The organism is Ruminococcus flavefaciens (genome assembly GCF_900119075.1).
GTDB classification, from domain to species: Bacteria; Bacillota; Clostridia; order Oscillospirales; family Ruminococcaceae; genus Ruminococcus; species Ruminococcus flavefaciens_Q.
This window is the reverse complement of record NZ_FPIP01000007.1, coordinates 53,623-72,381: the sequence shown is the minus strand read 5'-3', so window position 1 is coordinate 72,381 and position 18,759 is coordinate 53,623. Positions and strand designations below refer to the sequence as shown.

Annotated in this window: 15 protein-coding genes; 2 read left to right on the top strand and 13 right to left on the bottom strand. The window is 47.1% G+C overall.

Translation table 11 applies throughout. The annotated features are described in order from the left end of the window. Positions 1–3 precede the first annotated feature (3 nt). The 4 genes from BT105_RS10620 to BT105_RS10605 form a co-directional block, all read right to left on the bottom strand. Entirely contained in the window at positions 4–546 is a 543-nt protein-coding gene (locus BT105_RS10620) for a flavodoxin family protein (RefSeq protein WP_072300726.1), read from the bottom strand. A 63-nt stretch (positions 547–609) separates the two neighbouring features. Continuing rightward, positions 610–2,670 (bottom strand): Eco57I restriction-modification methylase domain-containing protein, encoded by a 2,061-nt coding sequence (locus BT105_RS10615; protein ID WP_072300725.1) that lies wholly within the window; start codon positions 2,668–2,670, stop codon positions 610–612. A gap of 62 nt (positions 2,671–2,732) precedes the next feature. Further along, positions 2,733–4,256 (bottom strand): xylulokinase, encoded by a 1,524-nt coding sequence (gene xylB, locus BT105_RS10610; protein WP_028515833.1) that lies wholly within the window; start codon positions 4,254–4,256, stop codon positions 2,733–2,735. Positions 4,257–4,551: 295 nt separating this feature from the next. After that, on the bottom strand, positions 4,552–5,862 hold the full coding sequence (locus BT105_RS10605; protein WP_072300724.1) for a hypothetical protein: 1,311 nt from the start codon (positions 5,860–5,862) through the stop codon (positions 4,552–4,554). A 181-nt stretch (positions 5,863–6,043) separates the two neighbouring features. Here BT105_RS10605 and BT105_RS10600 point away from each other — a divergent pair, with 181 nt between their 5' ends. Beyond that, a complete protein-coding gene (locus BT105_RS10600; protein WP_072300723.1) occupies positions 6,044–6,550 on the top strand; it encodes a VanZ family protein in 507 nt (168 codons plus the stop codon). A 134-nt stretch (positions 6,551–6,684) separates the two neighbouring features. On the opposite strand, the gene BT105_RS10595 is transcribed toward BT105_RS10600, so the two are convergent. From BT105_RS10595 to BT105_RS10555, 9 genes are all read right to left on the bottom strand, one after another. After that, entirely contained in the window at positions 6,685–7,905 is a 1,221-nt protein-coding gene (locus BT105_RS10595; protein WP_072300722.1) for a MarR family transcriptional regulator, read from the bottom strand. A gap of 236 nt (positions 7,906–8,141) precedes the next feature. Beyond that, on the bottom strand, positions 8,142–9,071 hold the full coding sequence (locus BT105_RS10590) for an AEC family transporter (RefSeq protein WP_072300721.1): 930 nt from the start codon (positions 9,069–9,071) through the stop codon (positions 8,142–8,144). 388 nt (positions 9,072–9,459) lie between these two features. After that, complete coding sequence (locus tag BT105_RS10585) at positions 9,460–10,086, bottom strand: hypothetical protein (protein WP_072300720.1); 627 nt, start codon at positions 10,084–10,086, stop codon at positions 9,460–9,462. A 101-nt stretch (positions 10,087–10,187) separates the two neighbouring features. Further along, positions 10,188–11,258 carry a hypothetical protein gene (locus BT105_RS10580; protein ID WP_072300719.1) on the bottom strand — a complete coding sequence of 357 codons (1,071 nt, stop codon included), beginning with the start codon at positions 11,256–11,258 and terminating at the stop codon, positions 10,188–10,190. A gap of 158 nt (positions 11,259–11,416) precedes the next feature. Continuing rightward, on the bottom strand, positions 11,417–12,058 hold the full coding sequence (locus BT105_RS10575) for a hypothetical protein (RefSeq protein WP_072300718.1): 642 nt from the start codon (positions 12,056–12,058) through the stop codon (positions 11,417–11,419). A gap of 10 nt (positions 12,059–12,068) precedes the next feature. After that, on the bottom strand, positions 12,069–14,345 hold the full coding sequence (locus BT105_RS10570) for a Tex family protein (protein WP_072300717.1): 2,277 nt from the start codon (positions 14,343–14,345) through the stop codon (positions 12,069–12,071). A 64-nt stretch (positions 14,346–14,409) separates the two neighbouring features. Further along, positions 14,410–15,429, bottom strand: coding sequence for an alpha/beta fold hydrolase (locus BT105_RS10565; protein ID WP_072300716.1), 1,020 nt, complete (start codon positions 15,427–15,429; stop codon positions 14,410–14,412). Between the two features lie 114 nt (positions 15,430–15,543). Continuing rightward, positions 15,544–16,308, bottom strand: a complete 765-nt coding sequence (locus BT105_RS10560) for an MmcQ/YjbR family DNA-binding protein (protein ID WP_072300715.1) — start codon at positions 16,306–16,308, stop codon at positions 15,544–15,546. Next, positions 16,295–16,879: a 3'-5' exonuclease gene (locus BT105_RS10555; RefSeq protein WP_081367866.1), complete on the bottom strand. Its 585-nt coding sequence runs from the start codon at positions 16,877–16,879 to the stop codon at positions 16,295–16,297. Before BT105_RS10555 ends, BT105_RS10560 begins: the two co-directional genes overlap by 14 nt. Positions 16,880–17,161: 282 nt before the next feature. On the opposite strand from BT105_RS10555, the gene BT105_RS10550 reads away from it, so the two are divergent. Next, the gene (locus tag BT105_RS10550) at positions 17,162–18,700 is read left to right on the top strand and encodes a hypothetical protein (protein WP_072300714.1); all 1,539 of its coding nucleotides are present in this window, start codon (positions 17,162–17,164) and stop codon (positions 18,698–18,700) included. Positions 18,701–18,759: the final 59 nt, after the last annotated feature.

Genomic DNA, 18,759 nt, shown 5'->3' with positions numbered 1-18,759 from the left:
GATTCAGTTCCTCGGGCTTTTTATTTTGTCACAGAAGTCCTCAAGCTCCGAAATATGTGGCTCGAGGGCTTCTTTATATTCAATCGAACACAGACCGAGACTGCCGCAGCATTCTATCTCAAGATGACCGTAGAAATGCTCGATAGTCCCGATAATACGCTGACATTCCCCAATGCTTGGACCTGTGCGCAAAGCTATTGCGTAGCCCTTTTTGCTGCCGCTCAGACTTGCATGAGGCTCATGAGTATTGCACCACGGAGTGCACCTGTCGATAAAAGCTTTGAACTGCCCGGGGATATCCGCCCAATATGAGGGTGAAACACAGACGATAACGTCAGCAGTCTCGAACTCCGCCATAATTCGGTCAATATCGTCGCTTTGAACACATCGGGCAGTAGCATGACAGCTTCGACAGCCTTTGCAGAATCCGAAATCATAGTCGTCAATACATATGGACTTCGCAGAAAGACGCTCCGAAACGATACGTACTATCTCGGCAGTCGCACCGTTTTTTACGGGACAGCAATTAATGACAAGTGCATTCATATCAATTCCTCCAATGTAAATAATAAGTCTGATTATAGCATAATTCAGACTGTCTGTCAAGCCCTATATCAGAGGGTGACGCCGAAAATCATAGGAGGTCTCGAAGCTGTCCCAGTCCTCGCGGCAGATATGGATATTCTCTTTTATCAGTTTCTCATATTCAGCGGTATCCTGCGGAAATTCGGGTATTGGCAGCCGTGCAAGGTCTCCGGGGTTCATGTTCATGGTCGGGTTGAGAACTCGCGCAAATTCCGCTGCCGCCTTGCTGTTCAGCAGTCCGAGAAGCAGAATAAGCTGCCGCTCATCATGCGGAAAAGCGCTTGTGCCTGCCACGTTGAACATGAAGTTTTCGTTGAAATATCGCACAGAAAGAGCTCCGCTGGTTATCTGCGACCAGCTTACAGACGGGTGAAAATTATAGGCAAGTCCCTGCGGACGTGAGCGGAGCTTTCCGTTTTCATCACGGAAGCTCTTTATCTCCTCACCGTCGTTTTCCCAGTTGATGACGAACTCGCGGTTTCCGTACCATTTTCGGTAGTCACCGCCCTTATTCAGCATATACCATTTCTTATTCTGGTTGCCCGTAAATGCAGTTTTCTCAGCAGATACTTCAAACCATCGCCGCAAGAATCGGTCATTATCTCCCGTGATTATGCCCTCACGTACAGGCACAAGCTCACCAAGGGTAACATTATCAAAAGCTCTAAACATAGCCTTTCCCAGCCAGTATGCAACAGGTGCGGACGGGATATGAAGAAAATCCTCGGCTGAGGCTTCAAAGCGGTAGGAGCACTTTTCAACGTTCAAAGCCTCCTTAACTTTTTGAAGCTGGCAGTCCATACCTCCCTTAAAATCGGTAAGCCTCAAGTAGATACCATTCTCGCTGCTGTATCCCTGCTGCATTGTAAAGGAGCACAGCGGAACTGTGGCGTCATCAAAGGCGGAGTACTCAAAATGTATCATTGTTTGCAGCGAACACTCCCTATATATACGTCGGCGGAGCTTTTCATAGGATTGCAGGAAAAGCCACGTAGTCGGCGTAAGGAAGCCAAGATATCCGTTTTCTTCTATCATGTCCATACATCGAGCTATGAACACAGAAAACAGGTCGGCACTGTAATCTGCGAAGCGGTCCTGTACAAATCCCGATAATTCGACATTCATAGCTGGCTTGCCGAGATACGGAGGATTCGTTACAATAATGGTGTAATTTTTCTTTAAAAGATAGGCGATTCTTGCTGTTTTAGCTGAACTGCCGTCCAGTTCATCGCCGCTCAGAAGTGAGCCTGCCATGTAGCTTATTCCCGAAAAGTCATAGACCTGCGGCTTTGCAAAAGCGCCGTACTTTGCGGCTTTCAGCCGCAGGGCGGTCTCAGCCACTGCACAGGCTCGTTCATCAAGCTCCAGACCGTAAAGATTATGACGGAGTATTTTTTCAGCCGCAATATCGTCCGAATATCCGAGGCTGCGGTAGAGTTCCATGAACATATCAAAGGCGCAGAGAAGCACATTTCCGCTGCCCATACAGGGATCGATAAATGTAATATCCTCCGGCTCTACTGTGCCCTTTTCCGCCTTGACATTGCAAAATTCAAGCTCTCCCCTATTAATATCAAAGCCGTGCTCGCGGAGATATCTGCCGAGGGTATTCTGCACCATGTACTTCACCACCCACTCGGGTGTAAAAAGCTGCGTTGCCGCCGCAATTTTGTCCGAACTCAGCCGCTTGCTGCACTTCAGGCCCACTGCGATCTCGCTCCTGTATGGCTCGTTGAAGTACTGGTGGAATCTGCCCAATATATCAGCTTCGTCCCATATCTCCTGCGGCAGCCCTCGGAGCGCCCCTGCTGTTCCGCCGACTGCTAAAAGCGTCGGCGGAACGGGCAGCTCGGAATACAGACTAAATATACCGCCGTATCTCTCCCCGAGCTGCCTGCACTTTTCCATGAAAAGTGCGCAGGGGCGCTCCGAGGGCGCAGAACAGAGTTCGTCCAGAGCAGTTTTGTCCGCATAAGCCATTGCGCAAAGCCGCATAAAGCCGAAATATGCAGACGGCTCGTCATTATCCGTGAGCAGCAGCTGGCGCTGCTTGGCAGCAAATTTTTTCAACATAGAATTGTCCATATTTACCCTCACAATCTGTAAAGGCGGACATAAAGTCCGCCTTTTTTGATATGAAGTCCTTATCAAAGTGTTGCAAGCTTAGCGTACTGAGCCTTGAGTGCAGGATATATCTCTCTGTAGAGCTGATAGTACTTCTCATACTCGGGAACGTTCTCAGCCTTTGGAGCCTGAACCTTGTCGGTCTTGATGATAGCTCCGCAAGCCTCTGATACGCTGCTGTAGATGCCTGCGCCAACGCTTGCGAGGATAGCCACGCCCAGTGCAGGACCTTCCTTTGAAGCAACTGTCTTAACGTTGCAGTTGTAAAGGTCAGCAAGCATACTTCTCCAGAGCGGTGAAGAACCGCCGCCGCCGCAAGCCATCATGTCGCTTACGTTTACATTCATCTCGCGGAATACCTCAACGCAGTCGCGGAGAGAATAAGTTACGCCCTCCATAACAGCGCGGAGCATATCCTTTCTGGTGTGGATAGCTGAAAGTCCGAAGAATACGCCTCTTGCGTCAGGATCAAGGTGTGGAGTTCTCTCGCCCATGAGATATGGGAGATAAAGAAGTCTGTTTGCGCCTACAGGAACTGTCTCAGCCTGCTTGTCCATGAGGTAGTACTCGTCAACGCCCATGAGCTTTGCAGTCTCCTTTTCTGTCATGCAGAAGTTGTCTCTGAACCACTTCAGTGAGAGACCTGCGCCCTGTGTAACGCCCATAACGTGCCATGTATTTGGAACTGCCGCACAGCAGGTATGAACTCTGCCCTTCTTGTCGATCGATATATTTGAAGTATGAGCGAATACAACGCCCGATGTACCGATAGTTGTGAATGCCTTGCCGTCCTCGACAACGCCTGTACCTACAGCAGCTGCTGCATTATCGCCTGCGCCGCCTACTACGATAGTGCCCTCGCAGAGACCAAGTGTCTCAGCCATTTTCTTTGTAAGTGTGCCTGTCACCTCGCAGCTCTCATGGACCTTGCCCAGCCAGCTCTTGTCTATCTCGAATGCGCTGAGGAGCTCGTCAGACCACTTGCGGTTAGGAACGTCAAGAAGCTGCATACCTGAAGCGTCTGAAACCTCTGTAGCATACTCGCCTGTGAGGATAAGTCTGAGATAATCCTTAGGAAGCAGGATATGAGCTACCTTTGAGTATACCTCGGGCTCGTTGTTCTTGACCCAGAGTATCTTAGCAGCTGTCCAGCCTGTAAGAGCAGGGTTTGCTGTAATTTCTACAAGCTTGTCTCTGCCTACGATACGGTTCATTTCCTCTACCTCGGCAGCTGTTCTCTGGTCGCACCAGATGATAGAACGGCGAAGTACATTATTGTCCTTGTCAAGCATTACCAGACCGTGCATCTGTCCTGAGATACCGATACCCTTTACGTCCTCTTTCTTGACGCCGCTCTTAGCCATAACAGCCTTGATAGTCTCTACCATTGCGTTTGCCCAGTCAGCAGGCTCCTGCTCTGCATAGCCGTTCTTTGGCTGATACATCGGGTATTCGATAGTCTTTGAAGCTATAACGCTGCCCTTTTCGTCAAAAAGAACTGTCTTAGTACCGCTTGTACCACAGTCCACACCTATTAAATATGCCATAATTTACAACTCCTTCTGAATATTTTAATAGCCTGATAAATACCGCATCTTCCGCCGCCCCGCCAAAGGCGGGGCGAATGGCATACCGATATTTTATGGCTAAATATGTGCAGGTTACCTTACCTGAATTGTTATTCTGTATTTTTATAATATCTTAAATCAGCAATTTTTGCAAGACGTTTTTTGCTCATTTTTTTACATACTGCGCTTCTTTTGCGGACTTGTGCATATACTTAAATGAAAGCGCCGTGAGCTGTCAGTATTCATATGACCGCCCACAGCGCTCTGTATTGTTTTAGTTAAGAAGGTCAACGGACAGACGTCTCGAATTTACGTTGTAATAGTCCTCAAGCTCCGCAACATAATAGCGGAAAACTACCTTATCCTCGGCAGTTACTACCTCCTCGGTAGCCTCTGCGTCCTCCTTGTTCTTGTCCTCCTCGGGAACCACCATTTTTGAAGCCGAGAGAAGCATTACGTCACCGCTGGCTGATACGCCAAGGTCGGCAAGCTGAGCGTCTGTAAGGCTGTTCAGCATTACTGTGTGGCTCTTTGCAACATTGAAGTAGGTTATGCCTGTAGGCGGATCAACGTTGAGGCTGTTGTAAAGCTTGAGCGCCTTTGGCTTTATTTCGTTGAAATATATCCTCTGTCCCGGCTCAGTGCCGTTTTTTTCAACAACACGAGGAGAAGGATCAGCGATATAGTATCTTCCGTTTGGTTCTTTGCCTATGCCGAAGAAGTCCAGCTGCTCCTGATTGAGGTTGTCCAGCGGAACAGGATCAACGTCTGAGGCTGTAAGTCCCAGTGCGAACTTACGGCTTGCTGAAAGATTTGTGAGCATGAGCTTGTTGTCGTAGGTATAGCCCAGTCTTTCGAGCTCTGCGTCGGTAACAGTTACCTCTATCTCATCGGATATTGAGTTGAGATGATCGGTTATATCCTGTCTTGACTGAGTTTCCCACTTTATCTCCACCTTGCTCTGAACAGGGCGCTCCATATAGACAACGTGCTCCTGATTCTTGAGGGTGAATACTGCGAACTGGTTCTTTACGTCTGCGTAATTAGGCTCAACATAGACAGCTGTGCTGCCCTTTGAGGTATCGTCGGTATTAACTACCCTGTAGCGGTATGTACCCGACGGTGATACACCTGTTTCAACGACCTGCTCCTTTACAGCGGCTACAAAGAACGATGTGAACAGGAAGTAGCCGAGAGCTCCGAATATATAAAGCAGAAGAATGATAGTTGCAAGAGCGGTTTTAATTCCCTCGCCTGCGCCCGAAAGAAGAAGTATGATGATTCCCACGACAATTATGGGAATGATCAGTCCCCACTCGCCGAAGTACAGCAGTACCACGGGAAGCATGGCAGGCAGGATTATGAAGCTGGATATCCGCGTCAGTATCTGATGCCTTGTATAGAGCATGATTATCAGTGCCGCAAGGGAAACACCCGAAACTGCAAGGCAGGTAGAAACGCGGTCATTGATGTGCATATCGTAGAATATCGAAAAATAGCAGAGCCTGCATACAAACAGCATATAGACTACGCTGAGCAGGGCAACTACTCGCTTTGTCCAGACATTTGCAAAAAATTTACTCATTGTTGCCTCCGAAATATGATCTATATAGAAGTGCGCATAATCACACACAGTATATTATAGCATTTCCATTACGATTTTACAAGTTTTTTTTGAAATTTTTTCCGAAAAAACTTCTGCTTTACAAAACTCCGCAAAAATTGTATAATAATATAGTACAGCAAGATTTGAAAGGATAGGAAAAATGGCAAGGAAATTCCCGAAACTCAGCAAAATACAGGTTCTTTTTCTTATATTTACCATAGCGATAATGGTAACTATCTTCTGTCTTTCGGCTCAGGACGCGGAAAAGTCTTCTGATACCAGCAGTTTTCTCACAAAAGTCGCCGTAAAGATACTCTACAGTGATTATGACAGTCAGTCCCCAGAGGTTCAGAAGGAATTATGGAGCAAGGCTTCGTTTATTGTGCGAAAGCTTGCCCATTTCAGCATTTATGCGTCTTTGGGCTTCTGTGCATCGGTAACGGCAGGCAAACGCAGGCTTTTTTCGGCAAAAAGCCTTGGTGTTATAGGTTTTGGCTTTCTTTACGCCATGTCAGACGAGATACACCAGAATTTTGTCAAGGGACGCTCCTGTGAATTCCGCGATATGATGATAGATACAGGCGGAGTCACCGTGGGTATGTGTGTATCGCTGATAATTATTGGGATTATAGCGCTTTTTGCCCGAAAAATACATAGAAGTGATTAGGTTTTAGTGATTAGTTGTAGGGGCGCACAGTGTGCGCCCGTTAGTTTTGGCAGCAATTTCGGGCGAACGATGTTCGCCCCTACACGATGAAAAACCCGTAAGGAGCTGAGCTTCTTACGGGTTTTGTTACTATTTTACTGCATTCCGCCTCTTACATAGAAGTTATCCTGAATTATCAGAGCACAGCCGCCGAGGAAATTGTTCTTTCCGTCTAATTTGCTGAGTACTACTCTGTCAGCGATCTCTTCGCTTACAAGGCGTATCATCTCACGCTTGCAGTAGTCGAACTGCTTCTCGTTGAGCTTGAAATTGTGAAGTACTATCTTCTTTGCAAAATGGCTGATAGCCAGATTGTTGATGAGCACTGTGTACTTGGCGATGATATCGTCAACTACGTTCTTTACAGCCTCCTCGCCTCTCATAAGAGCCATGAATACATTATCTGTGTTGATAGCGTTCTTGTCGCCCTCTGTGAGCTCGTAGAGCACAGGTGTCTTGTCCTTGGAATAGATCTCAAAGAAAGCATTGAGCATAGCTGTTCTTGAAAGCTCAGCCTTTACTGAGCCGTTAGGATAGCCCTCATAGGCCTTACCGTTAGGACAAACGATGTATCTCTCGATAGTAGATGTATAGGATACATAATCGGCAGAAAGCTCGTTCTTGTTGATGATAGCGAGATTGACCTGATTGCCGTTATGAATGAATGCCTGATTGGTCTGATAGCCGTTGAGCGTTCTGAAATCATTGCTTGCAAGCGCCATAAGTCCGATAGCGTTGCCGCAGTGTATCTCAAAATTGAGACCGCCCGACAGCTTATCTATGAAGTTTGTAAAGTCAAGAACTCCGTCCTTATAGAAAATCTTGAGTTTGCCCCACATGGAAGGCACAACGCCAACGCCGAGGCCAAGTATCTTATCCTTGGTAAGTGCGCTGTTTTCAACCATTTCGTTGCTGGTCTTGATAATATAGTTGATGATGTCCTTGCTGGTAGTTCTGTCGTCGATGACCATGCTTGCCTTGTCAAGAACCTCGGAATTAAGGTTTGTAAGACCTATGCTTACTTCCTTTTCATCAACTGTTGCACCAAGGGCGAAACGGCTGTTTACGTTGATATCAATGAGGATTTTTCTTCTGCCTTTCTGGAGCTTTTCGGTGTTTACAGGAGCCTCGCCTATCTCAACGAGCACGCCCTCCTCTATCATTTCATTGGTGATGATAGTTACGGCAGCTCTTGTGATCTCGAGAGCGCTTGCCACATCAACACGGGATATGGGGCCTGATTCTCTGATAACTCTAAGAATCTGCATCCTGTTTCTTCTTTTCAGGTCGAGTTTACTGATTCCTCTTTTTTCCATACAACAACAACTCCATTTCTTCAAAAATTCAGTGTTTGGAACGAAGTCCACTATGTACAAACTGCATATCCCCGCAGGCCTTTTGAGCAGTAATTTTTATTATAACTGCCCGTATAATTTTTTCTTTTTATTGTAAAGTCAATCTCTTTTAACGTAATTATATTATAACACACTATTATTAAATTTCAAACATTTTAGGGCAAAAATTTATAAAATCAGCGTTTTTGCCAAAGTACTTATAGTATTTTTGTTAAATATTCCGTAGCTTTAACTACAAGGGGTAAAGTGACAACAGAGAGTATAGTTCCTGACGTAAAAATCTCAGAAGCATACACTGAATTCCGTCCGTATCTTATGCTGAGGAGGGTACACATTGCCGCCGGAGGTGCTGCCGAAGCAATGAGAATGGTCATACGAACCTTTTCTTCTATGCCGCCCAAAAGCACCAGCGGTACAGCTATTATAACAGGTATCACAAGGAGCTTTAACAAACATACGTAGTATATCCTGTAGTTTTTCAGCATTTTCGGGATATTCGTGCCTGCTATAGTGACTCCCGAAACTATCATAGCCATGGGAGTATTTATCTCCTTGATGAATCCGAGAGAATCAGCCAGTGCCGAGGGGAGCTTTATCTGCACAAAGAACGTGATAAGTCCGAGAAATATCGCTATAATTGTAGGCGAATAGAACACCTTTACCACCTGTTTGAAGTCCTTTTTTCCCGAAATGAGGATAACTCCGTGAGTCCATACAATGAGATTGAACACGGTTATAAAGGCAGTCAGGTAGAATACGCCCTCCTCGTGATAGATAGCGTCCACAAGAGGGATACCCATGAAGCCGCAGTTGGAATACACCGACGAAAAGCGCTCTATCTCCGTTTCCCTGCCCTGCTTTTTGCGAACAAAGCCATAGGAGAGCAGTATCACCGCGCCAAGTACTGCCGCCGATATAACAAAGGTCAGCAGTAGGTTCTTAACCAGCTCTTTGCGGTATTTCGTCTGATATGACATGAATATTACAACAGGATTGACTACCTGCAATACGAATTTGGACAGGTCTTTATTTGAAGCCTCGCTTATGAGTTTGGTTTTTGCGCAGATAACGCCTACTCCGATGAGAATGAGCATTATCACTGTTTTATATAGTATAGTTGACGCCATTATCTCTCCAGCTTTCTTATACAGTATCGCTTCACGGTCACCTGAACAGTAACCAAATTATTTTACCATATATCGCAGTAATAGTCAATAAAAAATCCGAAGCATTATCCTTAACACTTATATAGAATTTTTATACTTATTATTGAGGTAACCATTTTGAAAAGGCTTTTCGTATCTCTTTCAAGACCGTTATTTCATTTTTTCTATAATAGAGCCCCAAAAAACAATTTGCCCCTCTGTACGAACTACAGAGGGGCTCTGTTATAGAAAAAATCAGCTAAAAGTCTTTGGAAAGGGGTTCGGGGAAGAACCTTTCCTCAGAAAGGTTTTCCCCGATAAATAACTATAAACTCTTATATAAGTGCTAAGATAATACATCGGATATTTATCAGCCGAGACTGTCGGCGCTCATGGGAGCTATTTTCCAGCCTTCGCCTTTGACTTTGACGACGCATATCGTTACCTTTTCTTGCTTATAGTCTCCGTCCTCGTTCTTATGCTTGGTCCTGAACTTGACCTCTTTACCCTTTGTGACCGTTATATCCACGTTCTCAGCACCGTACTTCTCGGCGATACGCTCGAAATACTGCTCCGCTTTCTTGAGCTGAGACTTTGTAAGCTTTTTCTCGCGCATTATCTTGTCAAACTTGGGAGCCGACTCCTTGCCCTCTAAGTCCTCTATCATGTCCTCTATCATGTCGTTGTAGGCGTCCACCTTGTCATCGTACTTATTACTGTCCTTAAGGACCTTTATGACTTCGTCGGGCATAGTCAGCGAATAGAAGGTCTTGCCGCCCTTTTTGCTTGAAGCCGCTTTGACATAGGTCTTGACAGTTCCCTTGGTTCCCGAGCCTGCTAAACTAACTCCCAGTATCAAGCCCAGTATGAAGAATACAACGAAAACAATTAAAACAAGCAAGCGCTTTGTGCTGTTTTTTACGTTTTTTTCTGCTGCTGTGCATTCACATTTCTTGAATAATGGTACTTTTTTTCCGCAATTCTTACAATATGGCATTATATGACCTCCGTAACGTAATACAATACACTTATTCTATCACACAAAAGGCTTTTAGTCAATAAAAAGATCCGAAGCATTTCTGCCTCGGATCATAATAATCAATCAAAGATATCTTCAAGACTGAAATCGTCGCTGTCCTTGCCTGAGAAGCTTGAGCTTATGCCAAGTAAGCTGCTGAGAAGTCTTGATGAAGCAGAAATGCTGTCTGCATCAGCAGGAATTACCTTCCAGCCGTCGCCCTTTACCTTGACAACGCAGATAGTATCCTTTTCGTGCTGAACGTCGCCGTCCTCGTCCTTGTTCTTGGTCTTTATCTTGAGCTCATAGCCCTGTGTTACTGTGATATCGTCATCATCAGCGTCAAACATCTCACAGATACTCTCGAAATAGTCCTCAGCCTTGTTGAGCTGTGACTTCTTCATCTTTTCCTTGCGTGAGATCTTGTCAAACTTCGGAACTGTAGCCTTTCCGTCCAGATCGTCTATAAGATCCTCTATCCTGTCGTTGTAATCATCGACCATATCATCGAAATCGTCGTCTTCCTTAAGCTCCTTTATAGCAGACTTTGGAAGCATGAGTGAATAGAAGGTCTTTCCGCCCTTCTTGCTGTAGGTATTGTTGATGTACTTCTTAGCTGTGCCCTTTGCGCCGCCGCCCATTGAGCAGACTGCAAGGATAAGACAGAGAAGAAGCGCAGCACAAGCACCTGCTGCAATATATACAAGGCTCTTGTTCTTCTTTACGTTCTCGGGAAGCTTTTCATTGATGCTGTTTGTGATACCCTCTACCTTCTTGGCGATATCAGCACCGCTGAGCTGCTTGAAGCCGTTTCCTGCCTGCTTAGCTGCGTCCTCAGCCTTCTGCTGAGCCTCCTTTGCAGCATCTACAGCGTCGCTTCTTACCTCGTTTACGACCTCTGAAGCCTTTTCTTCGACCTTTTCAGCTGTTTCTTCAGCTTTTTCAACAGCCTTTGCTGCTTCTTCCTTAACTGTTTCAGCAGCCTGCGCTGCCTCCTCCTTAACTGTTTCAACAGCCTGAGCAGCGTCCTCCTTTACAGCCTCAGCAGCATTCTCAGCCTTTTCAGCTGTCTCGGCAGCCTTCTTTGCTGCTTCGCAGTCGCAGCTTCCGCCGTCAGGGATCTGCTTTCCGCAGAATTTACAAAATGCCATAAAAAAACCTCCATAACAAAAAATAATAGTACAGATAATATTTTAACACATATTTCCTTTTTGTGTCAAGCAAAACTATTGAATTTACCCTAAAGCCCATGTTTTTCAGCGGTTTGCATAAAAAACGCGGCAGTAAAGGTACTGCCGCTTGATATGGTTTATTTTGCTCTTACACCGGGGACTTCCGTAGCCTTATGGCAGGCTGGATCGCCCTGCTCCGCAAGACTTACCTGAAACTCAGTCATCGCCATTATGAGCGGCGAGCCGAAGCGCTCTCCCTTATAATCGCGTATAACCCGGTCATGAGCGCCGCTTCTTCTGAGAAGGTCAGCCACAAGCAGCTTTATATCGGCGCTTTCCTTGAAAACTGCGCCGTGGGTATCGTATATCCTTACGGCAGCTCTGCGGCATTCGGCGGCTCTTTCATCGTCGCCCTCGTCGTCGCAGACCCATGCGGCGTACATACAGCTTTTGAGAGCCTCCTCCCACTGGCTGTTCTTCTCGCAGGCAAGAGACTTCTTTATGAATCTTCCTGCAAGGTCGTCCCCTGCCTTATTGTAATTGGAGCTTTCAAGGTATTCCCTTGTGAACTTCACGGGTATATCTATTGATGAATTGCAGTATCCGCAGTTGGGGCACTTGCTCACCCAGTACTTAATTCCCGAGCGGACAGGCTCTCCGGGGCGCATATCAAGGTCGGGAGCTTCTGTCGGTTTCTCCTGCTCGGCTATGACTTCATGCGCCGATACCTCGCCGCATACTGCGCACTTGAACTCTTTTTCCTCAGTTCTGAAAACCATTTCCTACTCCTTATTTCTTCTTGATACGGAAACTGCTGTTGTGGAGCTGTGACGCGTCAAAACCCTTAGGCTTGCGGTCCTCGCGCTTTCTGTTATTCGGTCTGCGCTCGGACTTCTGCTGCTTCTTCTCCTCCTCGTCGTTAAGGCGCATTGTAAGGGAGATACGGTTTCTCTTGAGGTCAACGTCAAGAACTCTTACCTTGACTACCTCGCCCACCTTTACGGCTTCGAGAGGGTGCTTGATGTATTTGCTGCATATCTGCGAGATGTGTACAAGTCCGTCCTCGTGGACTCCGATATCAACAAAGCAGCCGAAATCTATGATATTGCGGACAGTTCCCACAAGCTCCATGCCAGGCTTTAAGTCCTTTATCTCCATAACGTCGCCGCTTCTGAGAAGAGGTGCGGGGAGCTCGTCACGGAGGTCGCGTCCCGGCTTTTTAAGCTCGCCGATGATGTCGGTGAGAGTTGGAACGCCTATGCCGAGGGACTTGCTGATATTCTCTATGCCTATGCTGTTTGCCTTTTCTGTGATACCCTCAGCTCCGCTGCCTGCGATATCGGCAATGGTGAAGCCGCACTCGCTGAGAAGCGATGAAGCTGCCTCATAGCTCTCGGGGTGAACTGCGGTGTTATCAAGTGGATTCTTTCCGTCGCGTACTCTCAGGAAGCCTGCGCACTGCTCGAAAGCCTTCTTGCCAAGCTTAGGAACTTTGAGGAGCTCCTTACGGTCTGTGAATCTGCCGTTTTCCTCACGGTAGGTAACGATATTCTTTGCAACTGTTGCATTTATGCCTGCGATATAGGAAAGAAGCGAATGTGAAGCGGTATTCAGGTCAACTCCGACGGAGTTAACGCAGTCCTCGACTACGCCGCCGAGGGCTTCGCTCATTCTTGCCTGTGGCATATCATGCTGATACTGACCGACGCCGATAGCCTTCGGATCTATCTTTACAAGCTCTGCAAGAGGATCCTGCAAACGGCGTGCAATAGAGATAGCTCCTCTGATAGATACGTCGTACTCGGGGAATTCCTCTGCGGCTACCTTTGAAGCGGAATATACGGAAGCTCCAGCCTCGCTTACTACCATGTAGCTTACGTCCTGCGGCACTTCCTTGACTATCTCAGCGGCAAAGCTCTCAGTCTCACGTGAAGCCGTACCGTTTCCGATAGAGATAACATTTACGTTGTACTTCTGGATAAACTCCTTGACCTTTTTCTTAGCAGCCTCAACAGCTCCTGCCGAACCAACAGGGTAGATGATAGCTGTATCAAGCACCTTACCTGTGCCGTCGATGACTGCGGTCTTGCAGCCATGAGCATATCCCGGATCAAGTCCGAGGATAATGCTGCTCTTAAGCGGCGGCTGGAGAAGCATCTGACGGAGATTTGCTGCGAATACCTTTATGGAGTCCTCGGCAGCCTTAGCGCTCATCTCTGAGCGTATCTCACGCTCGATAGAGGGGAATATAAGTCTCTTGTAGCTGTCTGCGGCAGCAGCTCTGACAAGCTCTCCGCAGGCATTGTTAGCCTTGATGTACTTGCCGAAGATAACATCTGTAGCCATAGTCTCGTCAAGAGTAACGGATACCTTGAGGAAGCCCTCCTTCTCGCCTCTGTCAAGGGCAAGAACACGGTGATTTGCAACCTTCGGGATAGCCTCTGAGTACTCGTAGTAGTTCATATATACGCTCTCAGCCTCGGGATCCGAAGCCTTTGACACAAGCTCGCCCTTTTCGCCTGCAAGAGCACGGAGCTTCTTTCTGATATCAGCGTCGTCGGAGATATCCTCTGCGATGATGTCCATAGCCCCCTGCAATGCAGTCTGAGCGTCGGTTATCTTCTTCTCTTCATCTATATAAGCCTCTGCCTCCTTTTCGGGCTCTGTGGAGTTCTCCTGAGCCATGAGCATTACTGCAAGAGGTTCGAGACCGTTCTCACGGGCAATGCTTGCACGGGTACGGCGCTTTGGCTTGAACGGACGGTAGATGTCCTCGACCTCGACAAGAGTAACAGCTGCGCTGATAGCAGCCTCTATCTCGGGAGTCATCTTCTCCTGCTCTGTGATAGCGGCAGTTACCTCCTCCTTGCGCTTTTCAAGGTTGCGGAGGTACATGAGCCTGTCATAGAGCTCACGGAGTATCTGGTCGTCGAGAGAGCCTGTAAGCTCCTTACGGTAACGGGCGATAAAAGGGATAGTCTTGTCGTCGTCGATAAGAGCTACGGTATTATCTACCTGTTCCTGTTTTAGTCCGAATTCTTTTGCCAATTCCTTGTTGATATCCATAGTATTTCCTTTCATTAAGCGAAGTTTGCGGTCAAAACCTGCAATTTCGCTGTGTATATGATGATTATTCCTCGTTTTCGGCTGTTTCCTGCTCTGGTGCAGTCTCTGCCGCCTGTACAGGCTCCGCAGGCATTTCCTCTGCCCGCTGGTCGTTCCAGCGGTCAAGCCACGAAAACAAGGTCTTTGCGATGTCCTTATATACGTTTACGGAGTTCTTCTCCATGAGCACATCATGGCGCATTCCCTCGAAAAGACGGTGGGATATGCTCTCATAGCCCAGCTTTTCAAGCTTTTTCACGGAGCGCATGAAGCGCTTCTCTGAAACCATAGCCGAATCGTCCTTGCCCGAAACAAATCTGATAGGCAGTGAGGGCTGAGTAACGTTCCAGCCCCGTCCCGACTCGGACTGCTTCAGCAGCCACACAAGCTCGGTATAGCCGTTGAGGGTAGGCTTGAAATTGCACAGCGGATCCTCGTTGTATGCAAGAACAGCGTCTGCGTCGCTGCAGCGCCATGAGTTTATGGGAGATTCATAGAATTTACCGAAGCTGTCGTCTATAGTATCGAATATCTTCTCGCTTCTGAAACGGCTGCCCGGGCGCTTTGAAGCCACAGAGCTGATAATTCTTGCCGCAGGCGAGAACGGACAGTGACAGATAGTGCCGAGAAGCACCAGTCCGTTGATATCGCCGTCGTGCTCCTTAAGAAAGCATCTTGCGCCTGCTGCTCCAATACCGCTTGCCGCCATAAAAACGGGAACATTGGGATAAGCTGCTCTTATCCTTGCGTTGAGCTGAGCGATATCGCTTACGAAGCCTTCGCCGCCCTTTCTGAACATATAGCCAAGGTCGTCGGGCTCTACGATGCTTTTTCCGTGACCGCGGTTATCGTGGATAACGGTGATGAAGCCCTGCTCCGCAAGATAATCCATGAACGGATAATAGCGCTCCTTGTGCTCGTTCATGCCGTGAACTATCTGGACAATGCCGTTTATATCTCCTGACGGTACAGCCAGCACAGCCGAGATCACAAGCTCGTCAAAATCAGAAGCAAATTGAAATTCCTTCAGATCAGCATTAAGCATAAAGTTCCTCCTGTCAAAAAATCGGGGAAAAATAAATGTACGAATGTAATTATATCACATTTTGAAAAATAATGCAAATCAGCAGAAGCAAGCCCGATCTTAAGCCTGCTGACGTTACTTTCCGCAAAGTCTTTTCAATTCGCAGGCAAGAGTGTTGGGTACTCCCCTTGCTCCGCGGACGGCTGCAACGCCGAAATCCTTCATTTTCGCAAGAGGCATATCGTCCTCACTGTAGCGGTGAACAAGCCGCAGCTTCACCGCCTTCTTGATACGATACTTTCCGTCGTCGTAATTGTACGGGATATTGACCTCAACAGCCTCGCACCTGTACATTACTGCCGATATCGGTGCAGCCATATAGATATACACCGTGTCGCCCACAATCATATTTGAGGTCTGCTTCCATATTATAGTACCGTCGCGGCGGAAGTCCTGCTCCACATCGTACATGGCAGGCGCCGCAGGTATAAGCCAGTCCTTGGGCTCGGTTCGGAGCCTTTTGCCGCTGCCGCTCTGCCCTGCCAGCTCATAGCTCATATCAAGAAGTGACATTATCTGCTTTTCGTCAACAGTACCGTCAAGGAGCACAGTTATCCAGTTCTCCTTGTTCATATGAAAGGCAGGAAAAATGCCTTTAATCCCAAGCAGAGAGCCTGTCATAAGGGGACTGCACTTGATGTCTATGATATCTGTCTTGCCCTGTCCGGATAGTCCGAGCTTAGAAGCTTTAACGTCCATAATCACAGCAAACCACTTGTCATTGTCTCTGCGGCGCAGCACAGCACAGTCCGGCAGCCTGCTCCATAGGTATTCCGGCTCTGTGCCAAAGGTTTCAGCTGCGTACTTAAAGACCTTATCACGCATATCAAGTCTCTTCATGTAAGTCCTCCTTCTCCTGTCTGCGCATCTCGTCACGAAGGTGTATGTAGCAGGCATTGCATATCTCGCAGTCCTTTTCCGCGCGGTGAGCTCCAGTAATATTTATACCGTAATGTGCGGCAACGGAGGTCTGCTTGCGGTCGGGCATAAGAGGCAGAACCTTACGTGCAAAGCGAAGCACGTCCACAAAGTCGTTTTCAAGGATAATACCGTGACAGCGCAGCAGATTGTCATAGAGAAAGTTTATATCGAAGTTGACATTGTAGCCCATGAGCATATCGTCCCCTGCAAACTCGTAAAACGCCTTTATAGCGTCGGAAATACAGGGAGCATCCGCCACCATTTCATTGGTTATGCCCGTAAGCTGAGTAATAAATGAGCTTATCGCATTGCAGGGCTTGACGAAGGTGCTGAATACCTCCGCCTTTTCGCCGTTTCTGTACCGAACTGCCGCTATTTCGATTATCTCGCACTCCTCGGGTGAAAGTCCCGTAGTTTCGATATCCACTACGCAATAATCCTCGGGGAAAGCTATCCTGCTCTTTCCCTTTCTGCGTTTTATACTGCTCATGACAAGCTCCTTTCCACTGACTTTTCATATCCAGTTTATTATAATATAGATAGGAAAAAAAGTCAAATCAGGGTCGTTTTATACTATCAGTATCATAGCGTATAAATATTTTTCTCCCGGGTGTACAACATAGCCAACCAAATCTTAATCTCATTGTGAAATTAGCTTATTTTTTATTTATTCTGCATATAATTATTGATTTTTATCAAAGAAAAGTGTATAATATAATCGTGGAAATATATGTATTCAACACATAAAATCTATACCGAAAGGAGTAGACCAATGAAAAAGCTGATATCCATTGCTGCGGCCCTGACAACTGCTGTAAGCAGTTCGGCTCTGTCCGCAGGTGCAATGTTTGAAAATATCCCCTCAACAAGGATCTGGGAAGAAGAATTCGAGATGTTCGACGCTATGGACAGCGGAGCTCTTATCACCGATATCAACGGCGACGGCAGCTTCACCATAGCAGACTGCTACGCTCTGTACTGCTATACAGAGGGCTGTGAGACCGATGAGGCAGCCACAAGTGACGCTGACAAGATTGCCGATTATGACGGCAGCAAATCTGTCGACTATTATGACACCGTCCACCTTATCAGGTACTTTATCCTCAAAAACGGACTTACTCGCGAGGTCACAAAGCCGTCCTATTACAGCAATTCGACCAAGCAGCCCTCCGCCAAAGCCGATAACGGCGGACTTGTGTCCGCCTACTCATACGACCTCAATCCCGGAAAAGACTTTGTAAGTCTCGTTCTCGGCGAATGCGGTCACTTGCAGGCAGGCTATCCCGTTTTCTGCGAAATGCTTGAAAGCAAAGAGATAGATTACGATATAAACGGCGACGGAAAGCTGTTTTTCGACGATATCAACTATCTGTGGGTATACTGCATAAACAACACCAATTGTGCGTATATGGACTTCACCATGGCAGAGGCTGCTCAGATACCTGGAGAAATGTACTATCCCTGTCAGAAGCTGGAAAACGGGCTGCGCAGAGATATGGGCTGCTGCTGGGTATACGAGTATGCGCTTATGTACTGCTTTGAAAAATACGAATTAAAGCAGGAATACCTCACAAACGACTATTATGAGGACATTTTTGCAGGCTCGGGCAAGTATGACTTCGGCAAGTACGCAAAGCAGTGCTATGAAGAATGGCTCCCTAAGAACGAGTACCTTACCTTCAATGGTGCGCTCTTCAACAGGGAATATATCCGCTTCATAAATGAAAAAGCCGATGATCCTATGTATATCCCCGATACCAACGGCGACGGCATACTCAATATCTATGATACCTTCAACACATACATCTATATGGACGATCTGTATTCCGAGGCAGATGCAGGATCGACCATACTTCCCGACGATGTATGGAAATACTTCACCGAGCGCTGTGACCTCAACGGGAACGGGCTATGCGGAGATCTCCACGACCTCAGTATGCTGAATCTTTTCATTCTTGATAAGCTTGAAGATGAAGACTGCATCGAGATGTACGATAACTACTCCGATAAGCTGAAGGCTTATATCGGCAGACTGTCAAATAACAGCGGCAGACCTGCTGTAAAGTACAGCCCCGAGAAATACTCCTCACCTGTTGCTCTCAGCGACGATCTGGAGCGCACAGGCGATTCAAACGCAGACGGCAAAAAGGACATGGCTGACGTTGTATTCATAATGCAGTCGCTGGCTAATCCCGATAAGTACAAGCTTTCAGCTATCGGCAGATTCAACGCCGATATCAATAATACAGGCGACGGAATAACCCTCATGGACGCTCAGGCTATGCAGGAAAGACTGCTTGGGCTCGCATAAAAACAAAAAACAGGACACTTAAATAAGGGCGTGATAACCTCATATCACGCCCTCTTTTA